Source organism: Pseudomonas sp. LSJ-87 (genome assembly GCF_032971465.1).
GTDB classification, from domain to species: Bacteria; Pseudomonadota; Gammaproteobacteria; order Pseudomonadales; family Pseudomonadaceae; genus Aquipseudomonas; species Aquipseudomonas putida_Z.
Genome location: NZ_JAWJYQ010000057.1, coordinates 1 through 1,417 on the forward strand (window position 1 = coordinate 1; position 1,417 = coordinate 1,417).

Here is a 1,417-nt window from a genome sequence, read left to right on the forward strand (position 1 = left end):
ACAACAAAAATGCCTGAGGAAAATCCCATGACCCCAGCCCAACAAGTAATGCAATCCACCCAGCACCACATCGACAGCACCCGCCTGTGGCAGTCCCTGATGGACCTGGCCCGCCTCGGTGCCACCGCCAAGGGCGGCGTGTGCCGCCTGGCCCTGACCGACCTCGACCGCCAGGCCCGCGACCTGTTCGTGCAGTGGTGCGAGACCGCCGGTTGCACGGTCAGCATCGACGCCGTCGGCAACATCTTCGCCCGTCGCCCGGGGCGTAACCCCAAGCTGCCCCCGGTGATGACCGGCAGCCATATCGACACCCAGCCCACCGGTGGCAAGTTCGACGGCTGCTTCGGGGTGATGGCTGGGCTGGAGGTGCTCCGCACCCTCAACGACCTGGGCATCGAAACCGAAGCGCCGCTGGAAGTGGTGGTGTGGACCAACGAAGAAGGTTCGCGCTTTGCGCCGTGCATGATGGGTTCCGGGGTGTTCGCCAGCAAGTTCACCCTGGAGGAAACCCTGGCCAAGCGCGACGCCCAGGGTGTCAGCGTTGGCGAGGCGTTGAACGCCATCGGCTACGCCGGCCCGCGCGCCGTATCAGGCCACCCGGTGGGGGCCTATTTCGAAGCGCATATCGAGCAGGGCCCGATCCTCGAAGATCAGCGCAAGACCATCGGCGTGGTGCTGGGCGCGCTGGGCCAGAAGTGGTTCGACCTGACCCTGCGCGGTGTCGAGGCCCATGCCGGCCCTACGCCCATGCACCTGCGCAAGGACGCCCTGGTCGGCGCGGCGGCGGTGGTGGAGGCAGTCAACCGCACCGCCCTCGGCCACCAGCCCCATGCCTGTGGGACGGTGGGTTGCCTGCAGGCCTACCCGGGCTCGCGCAACGTGATCCCGGGCGAGGTGCGCATGACCCTGGATTTCCGTCATCTGGAGGGTGAGCAGCTGAATGCGATGATTGCCGATGTGCGCGCGGTGATCGAGGCGACCTGTGCCAGGCATGGCCTGAGCCACGAACTGGTACCCACAGCCGATTTTCCGGCGTTGTACTTTGACCAAGGGTGTGTCGATGCCGTGCGCGAATCGGCGCAGGCGCTGGGCCTGCCGCATATGGATATCGTCAGCGGCGCGGGGCACGACGCGATCTTCCTGGCCGAACTGGGGCCGGCGGGGATGATTTTTGTGCCGTGCGAGAACGGTATCAGCCATAACGAGATCGAGAACGCCACGCCCGAGGACCTGGCCGCGGGCTGCGCGGTGTTGCTGCGCGCGATGCTGGCAGCGTCGGAGGCGATTGCCAGTGGGCGGTTGGCGGCGTAGCGCCGTTACCGTCAGCAGGTTGCGCTGCCTACCTTGGCCTCATCGCCGGCAAGCCGGCTCGCGGCTGATACGGTCGAGGTGGGAGCAACTGTCTTGCTCAATTTCT

1 protein-coding gene is annotated in these 1,417 nt (G+C 66.4%); it reads left to right on the plus strand.

The features are described 5' to 3' along the window. The first annotated feature begins 27 nt into the window (after window positions 1–27). Complete coding sequence (locus RYH74_RS24095) at window positions 28–1,311, plus strand: Zn-dependent hydrolase (RefSeq protein ID WP_317410358.1); 1,284 nt, start codon at window positions 28–30, stop codon at window positions 1,309–1,311. The last annotated feature ends 106 nt before the right edge of the window (window positions 1,312–1,417 follow it).